At 69.6% G+C, this 7,167-nt stretch carries 4 protein-coding genes and 2 pseudogenes; 4 read left to right on the forward strand and 2 right to left on the reverse strand.

Going from position 1 to position 7,167, the window contains the following annotated elements; all coding sequences use genetic code 11:
* A pseudogene (locus ACIQU6_RS43360) lies at nucleotides 1-224 on the forward strand (hypothetical protein); the annotation flags it as partial.
* Between the two features lie 77 nt (nucleotides 225-301).
* On the opposite strand, the gene ACIQU6_RS43365 reads toward ACIQU6_RS43360, so the two are convergent.
* Together ACIQU6_RS43365 and ACIQU6_RS43370 are read right to left on the reverse strand one after the other, a co-directional pair.
* A complete protein-coding gene (locus ACIQU6_RS43365) occupies nucleotides 302-1,108 on the reverse strand; it encodes a sulfotransferase family protein (RefSeq protein ID WP_403488030.1) in 807 nt (268 codons plus the stop codon).
* Between the two features lie 48 nt (nucleotides 1,109-1,156).
* Entirely contained in the window at nucleotides 1,157-2,014 is an 858-nt protein-coding gene (locus ACIQU6_RS43370; protein WP_403488032.1) for a BTAD domain-containing putative transcriptional regulator, read from the reverse strand.
* Nucleotides 2,015-2,741: 727 nt separating this feature from the next.
* Between ACIQU6_RS43370 and ACIQU6_RS43375 the strand changes: the two genes are divergently transcribed.
* The 3 genes and pseudogenes from ACIQU6_RS43375 to ACIQU6_RS43385 form a co-directional block, all read left to right on the forward strand.
* Nucleotides 2,742-6,479 (forward strand): ABC transporter ATP-binding protein, encoded by a 3,738-nt coding sequence (locus ACIQU6_RS43375; RefSeq protein ID WP_403488034.1) that lies wholly within the window; start codon nucleotides 2,742-2,744, stop codon nucleotides 6,477-6,479.
* Nucleotides 6,476-7,036 (forward strand): adenylyl-sulfate kinase, encoded by a 561-nt coding sequence (gene cysC, locus ACIQU6_RS43380; protein WP_403488036.1) that lies wholly within the window; start codon nucleotides 6,476-6,478, stop codon nucleotides 7,034-7,036. Before ACIQU6_RS43375 ends, cysC begins: the two co-directional genes overlap by 4 nt.
* Nucleotides 7,033-7,167 (forward strand): annotated as a pseudogene (locus ACIQU6_RS43385) (sulfate adenylyltransferase small subunit); the annotation flags it as partial. The gene cysC and the pseudogene ACIQU6_RS43385, both read left to right, overlap by 4 nt.

Raw genomic sequence — 7,167 nt, forward strand, 5'->3', positions numbered from 1 at the left:
TCCAGGCACGGCGCGGCCGCATCCGCTACAAGATCGACGGGGAGAAGGGCTTCCCGCACACCATCTCGGCCACCGGGTTCTGCGACCGCCTGATCTTGTCGATCATGGAGAACTACCAACGGGAAGACGGCTCGATCCAGGTGCCCGAACTCCTCAGGCCCTACCTCGGCAGCGACGTGATCCCCGTACGCCCGGTGGAACAGCAGCGCCCCAGGGTCCGGTAGGCGTTGCTGCCCTGGTGCGCCGCGGCATGCGGCCTCCGACCTGCGCGGCCGATGGCCGCCGGCCCCGTAAACCCCGGTCAGACGGGGTAGTGGAAGCGGCGCAGGTTGGTACGGAGCAGCACGGTCGAAGCGGTCCGCTTGGCCGTGCTCATCTCCCGGCGCCACCGCGCCGTCTTCCCGGTGTTGAATGGTTGGCGGTACAGCGCCTTCGTGAAGTACGCGCCTTCCAGCGCGACACCGGTTTCCTGTTCGGTGATCTCCTCCGGGCACAACTGGCGTTCCTCGACGGCCAGGCCGAGAAAGTCGAAGAGCCGGGAAAGCTCTTCCTGCGGCGCGGCGACCAGCCTCTCGAACTCGATGAGGAATACCCGGTCCCGGAGTTCCGGTCTGTCGATGAGGGAGAAGTACGCGTCGGCACAGGCGTTCCAGTGCCGACTCACGCTCAGCAGGGTGTCCCGCTCCGGATTGCGTTCCCCGCGTTGCCGGTAGCGCCGGTTCACGTCCTCGTGGGAAAGCAGCACGTCACGCCCGTCACGTACCACGTTCACGAAGACGGCGTCCGGCCACAGCTCCAGCAGGGTCTCCGCGGCGAAGATGTTGCTCGGCGTCTTCTCCGACACGAAGTCGGCACCCGCCTTCCGCCCGACGACCGGGGTGAAGAACCCTTCATAGAAATCCTTGAAGGCGCGGGCGAGTTCACTGCCTTCGTAGTAGAACGACTGCCGCGCCAACCGCCACTCGACCGACATGGACCGGTACAGCTCGAAGATCCCGGCGGTGTGGTCGAATTCCGGGCCGCCGACGATCCGGGAATGGCTGGCCAACAGCTTCTGGACGAGCGAGGTACCGGAGCGGGCACAACCCCCGACGAAGATGAAACGCATCGACCTCTCCTTGGCTGAATCGTCGAAATCGGGCAGGTTCGGGCGGAGTCAGGGCCGCACACCGACCGCGGGGCGGTGTTCCGGAAACGACGGGAGGTCGGCCTCGTGGTGCGGGGAGGGTACCGCTCCGCGAGACCGACCTTCCGGTTGCCGAGGCACGGGGGGAACTGTGTCGGTCAGGATCGAGTCGTGGAGTTCCCGGAGCGCGCGGCAGGGCTCTATCCCGAGGTCCTTGGCCAGGAGGTGGTAGCCGTCCCGGTAGGCGGCCAGTGCCGTCAGGCGGTCGCCCGCCCGGGCCAGGGCCAACATCAACTGGAACCGTAGCCGTTCGTGATGCGGATGGGCCTCGACCAGGCGCTGCAGGTCGGACACGACCTCCCGGTGCCGCCCCGCCTCCAGGAGCACCTCGATGTAGTTCTCGTGCAACATCAGTCGCAGTTCCTCCAGACATCGGATCTCCGCGGCCATGGAGGCGGTACCCATCAGCGCCGACAGGGGGCGGCCCTGCCAGAGGCCCAGGGCCTCGGCGAACAGGCGTGCCGCGTCGTCCCGTTCGGACGCGCGCCAGGCCAACATGCCGCGCTGGATGAGCCGGTGGCAGTGCTCCAGGTCGATCTCGTCGGGTCCTGCGGACAGCAGGTAGCCCTTGCCCACGGTGTGCAGCCGCTGCTCGGATTCGGTCGACCGCAGCGTGCGGCGCAGTCGTCCCACGTAGAGCTGGATGTTCTTGACCGCGGATACCGGAGGATGCAGGCCCCACAGGGCCTCGATGAGTTCCGCCACCGTGACCTGTCGGTTGGCGTGCAGCAGCAAGTAAGATAATAGAATTTGTTGTTTGGTGCTTCCGCAGGGCATCCGCTTTCCGTTATGGGTCGCGGTGAGCGGCCCCAGGAGAGTAAATTTCATCCCCGTTCTCCCGTGCGTCATGGTGAGCGACGTTGATCCTGGTGAGGTCCCTCACGGTCGCACGAAGGGTGAGAATTCGCCGCGCCTCAAATCATTCCCCTCCTCCTGCGCCGGGGCCCGGTGATCGACCCCGAAAAACCAGCTGGCCGACAATGGCACACGCAGGTGGCGCGCGCCAGGTGGGCGTAGGAGGGTGATCGGGCGCTCTGGGACTAACCGTCATCTTGGTACTCTTCCGGCCATGTCTACCAGCTGCTTCGGAGGTGCGGAGGAAAGACGGTTCGTTTCACGCCAGGGCGCGCGCTGTGGCATGCGCCGGGCCATGTCAATCCATACGCGATATGCAGATATCTTTAGCGTGAATGTGCCTCTCCCGCACCGATCGGAACCGTGGGTTTCCCTCGCCACGGATGATCAAACCTGGCAGAGGAAACAGATGCCCTGCCTGCGGAGCAGTAACCGGCCCGTACGGAATGGCAAGAAGCTATCGTTATGGCACGGTTAGCCGGAAGTCCGCTGTTACATTGCGTCTTGCCGGGCAGTCGTCGCGGCATTGATCAGCGGTCCCGTGAGCACGCAGGCCCCGGTTGATCGGGCGCGGCCGGGCACCCCCGTCGACCTGCGCACAGCGCTGCCTCCGTGCGCCAGGAGAGGTGGCGGCCAAGGCCACGGCGCGCATTTTCCGGACCTTCGTGGGAGGCCATGCCGTGCTGGTCACAAGAGGGGCGTGAAAGCTCAAGTGGACTGCCAAGCTGACCGCAGGCCCGGCGGCTGGATCCGGAATCTGCTGCGCTACTGCCGCAGGCATCCGCTGGCCCTGACCGTCGTCGTGGCCGCCACCACCGCCGGTACGGCCGCGACCGCTGCCGTACCGCTGATCATCCGCTCCGTCGTCGACGACGTGATCGGTCACCAACACCGCCCACTCGGGCCGCTGCTCGGCGCGATGGCGGCCGTCGCCTCGGTGGGCTTCCTCGCCTCCTACGCGCGGCGCCGCGCGGCCGGCCGGCTCTCCCTCGAAGTACTGCACGCCCTGCGCTCCGACATGTTCCACGCTCTCGTCCATCACGACGGGCGCACCCAGGACCGGATGGGCAAGGGCCAACTCATCAGCCGCATGACGTCCGACGCCGCCACCGTGCAGCGGCTGCTGGACAACCTGCCGACCATGCTCGGCTCGACCCTGCTGTTCGTCTTCGCCCTCACCGCCATGCTGGTCCTGTCGCCGACCCTGACGTCGGTGGCCGCCGCAACCGGCCTGGCCCTGTGGTGGGTTGCCCGGTGCGCCTTCGTCCGGGTGTCCGCCGCGGCCTGGCACGCGCAGGAACAGGCCGGCGCCGTCACCGGAGTGGTGAGCGGAGCGGTGGACGGCGTCCGGGTCGTCAAGAGCTTCGGCCAAGAGGACCAGGAGCAGGCCAAGTTGCGGACGGCGGCCCGCGACCTCTTCGCCTCCAGAGTGCGGTCGGTACGGCTGCGCAGCCGTTACGGCCCGCTGATGGGCATGCTGTCGGCGCTGGGGCAGGTCGGCGTCCTGGCGCTCGGCGGCTGGCTGACCCTCAGTGGCCGGATCTCACTGGGTACCTTCCTCGCCTTCTCCGCCTATCTGGCGCAGTTGATGGAACCCACCACGGTGCTCTCGTCGTTGGTGACCGAGGCCCAGCAGACCAAGGCCGGCGCCCAGCGGATGTTCGAGATCATCGACTCCGGCCCGCGCACCACCCGCCACGCCCGCCACCGCCCCCAGGACCCGCCGGACCACGAGCCGCGACCCGCCGCCTTCCCGCCGGTGCCGGCCGCCGTGGAACTCGACCGGGTGACCTTCGGGTACGACGCGGGCCCACCCCTGCTCGCCGGGCTCTCGCTGACGATCAAGCCCGGCGAAACCGTCGCACTCGTCGGCCCGGCCGGCTCGGGGAAGACCACCCTCGCCATGCTGCTCACCGGCTTCTACCCGCCGGCCGACGGCACGATCCGCATCGACGGGCAGGACATCGGCCAACTCCCCCTGGAATCCCTGCGATCCAAGGTCGCACTCGCCCTACAGGACAGCTTCCTCTTCCGCGACACCATCCGCGCCAACCTCACCTACGGGAACCCCGGCGCCACCCCCGACCAGATCACCGCCGCCGCCCGCGCCGCCCAGGCACACACCTTCATCGAGGCGCTGCCGCAGGGCTACGACACGGTCATCGGCGAACGCGGCCAGACCCTCTCCGGCGGCCAGCGGCAACGCCTGGCGCTGGCCCGTGCCCTGCTCAGCGACGCCGACATCCTCGTCATCGACGACCTGGCGAGCGCGGTCGACGCGAGGACCAGCGCGGCCATCCACCGCGGCCTGCGCACCGCCCTGCGCGGCAGGACGGCGCTGGTCATCGCGTACCGGGAAACCACGCTGGCCTTGGCCGACCGGGTGGCCCTGCTCGACGAGGGCAGAATCCTGGCCACCGGCACGCACGGGGCGCTCAAGCGGAACTGCGCGCCCTACCGCGCCCTGGTAGCCGCCGCGGATCCGCGCGCCGAACTGCCGCGCCGCAATGCGCCCCACCCGGTCACCGGCGTCAACTCCGCACTCTGGGCCCGGCACCAGGACCAGGACGCGATCGGAGAGCCGGACACGGAACCACCACCGGCGCTGGCCGCCGAGGCGGCGAAGCTGTCCGCCGCGACCGACACCCCGGACATCGACGAACAAGCCGCCCGCCGGGTACCACCGGGCTTCCGCCTGTCCCACCTGCTGCGCCCGCTCACCGGCCCGCTGGTCCTCTCGCTCGCCCTGGTCATCGCCAGCGCGGCCGGCATCCTCACCCTCCCCGCCCTCGTACGGACCGGCATCGACCAGGGCATCAGCGGCTCCGACCCCACCGTCCTGCTGGCCGCCTCCCTGGCGGGCCTCGGCGTCGTCCTGTTCACCTGGGGCGTCAACGTGGCCAAGGACCGGGTCAGCGGACGGACCAGCGAGCGCCTTCTCTACACCCTCCGGCTCAAGGCGTTCGGCCATCTCCAACGGATAGACCTGGAGTACTACGCGCGGGAGGGCTCCGGCCGCATCGTCACCCGGCTGACCGCCGACATGGAGAAACTGTCGGCCTTCCTCCAGACGGACCTGACCAACGGCCTGTTCAGCCTGCTCTCGCTCGTCACCGTCGCCGTCCTGCTGCTGGTCATCAACGTGCCACTGGCCCTGGCCGTGCTCGCCCTGCAACCGGCTCTCATCGTGGCGACCCTGCTGTACCGCCGCGCCTCCTCGCGCGCCTACCTGGCGTCCCGGGAACGCGCCGGTGCGCTGGTCGCCGATCTTGCGGAGAACATCGCGGGCCTGCGCACCGTGCAGGCATACCGTCACGAGCACCGCAGCCAACGCGAATTCGACGTGCGGAGCAGGGACTTCACGGCCGCTCAGTACCGGGCGCAGTGCCAACTGGCCGCGTACTTCTCCTTCGTCCAGTTGCTGGCGGACACCAGTGTCCTGCTGGTCCTCGCCCTCGGCGCGAGCTGGGTGGCCGGCGGCTCCGTCAGCGCCGGCGTGCTCGCCGCCTTCCTCCTCTACATCGAGTTGTTCTTCTCGCCCGTCCAGGAACTCTCGCAGTCCTTCGACAGCTACCAGCAGGCCGCCGCAGGCTTCGAGCGGGTCAGCCAACTGCTGCGGACGCCACCGCCCGAGTCGGTGCCCGCGGCGCAGCGGCTGGCGCTGCCACCCCGGCTCGACGGCCCCATCGCCCTGGACGGCGTGCGGTTCGCCTACCCGGCCACCACCCGCGAGGCACTGTCGGGCATCGACCTCGTCATCCCTCCCGACCGCACCACGGCACTCGTCGGCCGCACCGGAGCGGGCAAGTCCACCGTGGTGCAGCTGCTCTCCGGGCTCTACGCGCCGACCGCGGGCGCCATCCGGATCGGGGGCGCCGACCTGCGGGAATTCGACCCCACCGCCTACCGGCGCAGACTCGGCATCGTCCCCCAGGAGGCGTACCTGTTCGCCGGAACGGCCCGGGACAACATCGCCTACGGACGGCCGGACGCCGCGGACATCGAGGTCGAGCGGGCGGCCCGCGCGGTCGGCGCCCACGACATGATCGCCTCGCTCGCCCACGGCTACCACCACCAGGTCGGCGAGGGCGGTCGCGGCCTGTCCGCCGGCCAGCGCCAGCTACTGGCCCTGGCCCGCGCCCAGTTGGTCGACCCCGACATCCTGATCATGGACGAGGCCACCGCGGCACTCGACCCCGTCCACGAGGCCGCCGTGCACCGCTCCCGCCGGCTGCTCTCCCGCGACCGCACCACCATCGTCGTGACCCACCAGATGCACACCGCGGCCGCAGCCGACTTCGTGGTGGTCCTGGACGGCGGACGCGTCGCGCAGACCGGCACCCACGACGAACTGCTGTACAGCGGCGGCCCCTACGCGGAGCTCTGGTCCGCCTTCATCGCCTCGCCCCCGCCCGAGCAGGAAGGCCGATCCCGGTGACCCCCCGAGCTTTCTGCACCTGCCGGCCAGGATGCCCCGTCTGGCTGACCGGCCTGCCGAGCGCAGATAAGTCGACGCTCGCCGAAGCGCTCGCGCGCCAACTGCGCCGGCAGGGCCGCAGAGTTGAGGTACTGGACGGCGACATCAACCGCAGGCTGCGCACCGCCGATCTCGGCTTCAGCCGCCAGGACCGCATCCACGACGTCCAGCGCATCGGGCTGATCGCCGAGGTGCTGGCCCGCAACGGCATCGCGGTCCTGGTCCCGGTGATCGCGCCGTACGCACAGAGCCGCGACGCCGTCCACGCACGGCACCGGCAGTCCGCCACCGCCTACCTCGAAGTCCATGTGGCCACCCCGCTGGAGGCGTGCTCCCAACGCGACGTCAAGGGCCTGTACGCCCGGCAGACAGCGGGTGCATTGACCGGCCTGACCGGCGTCGACGACCCCTACGACCTCCCGGACGCCCCTGACCTGCGCATCCGGGCCGACCGGGACGACATCGACACCTGCACGGCGGCGCTCCACACACTGCTGCGGGAAAGGGGTCTGGCGTGACCCCGCCAGCCGGGAACTCCGGCGTGCCCCCGCTCGTGTCCCACCTGGATGCGTTGGAGTCGGAGGCGGTGCACATCTTCCGTGAGGTGGCGGGGGAGTTCGAGCGGCCGGTGATTCTGTTCTCCGGTGGC

The sequence above is a fragment of the Streptomyces sp. NPDC090442 genome (genome assembly GCF_044769405.1).
Lineage (GTDB): Bacteria > Actinomycetota > Actinomycetes > Streptomycetales > Streptomycetaceae > Streptomyces.

What these genes read in the sequence shown, in the direction of transcription:
- ACIQU6_RS43365 (WP_403488030.1), bottom strand. Translation starts at nt 1,108, where the DNA reads ATGCGTTTCATCTTCGTCGGGGGTTGTGCCCGCTCCGGTACCTCGCTC.
- ACIQU6_RS43370 (WP_403488032.1), bottom strand. Translation starts at nt 2,014, where the DNA reads ATGAAATTTACTCTCCTGGGGCCGCTCACCGCGACCCATAACGGAAAG.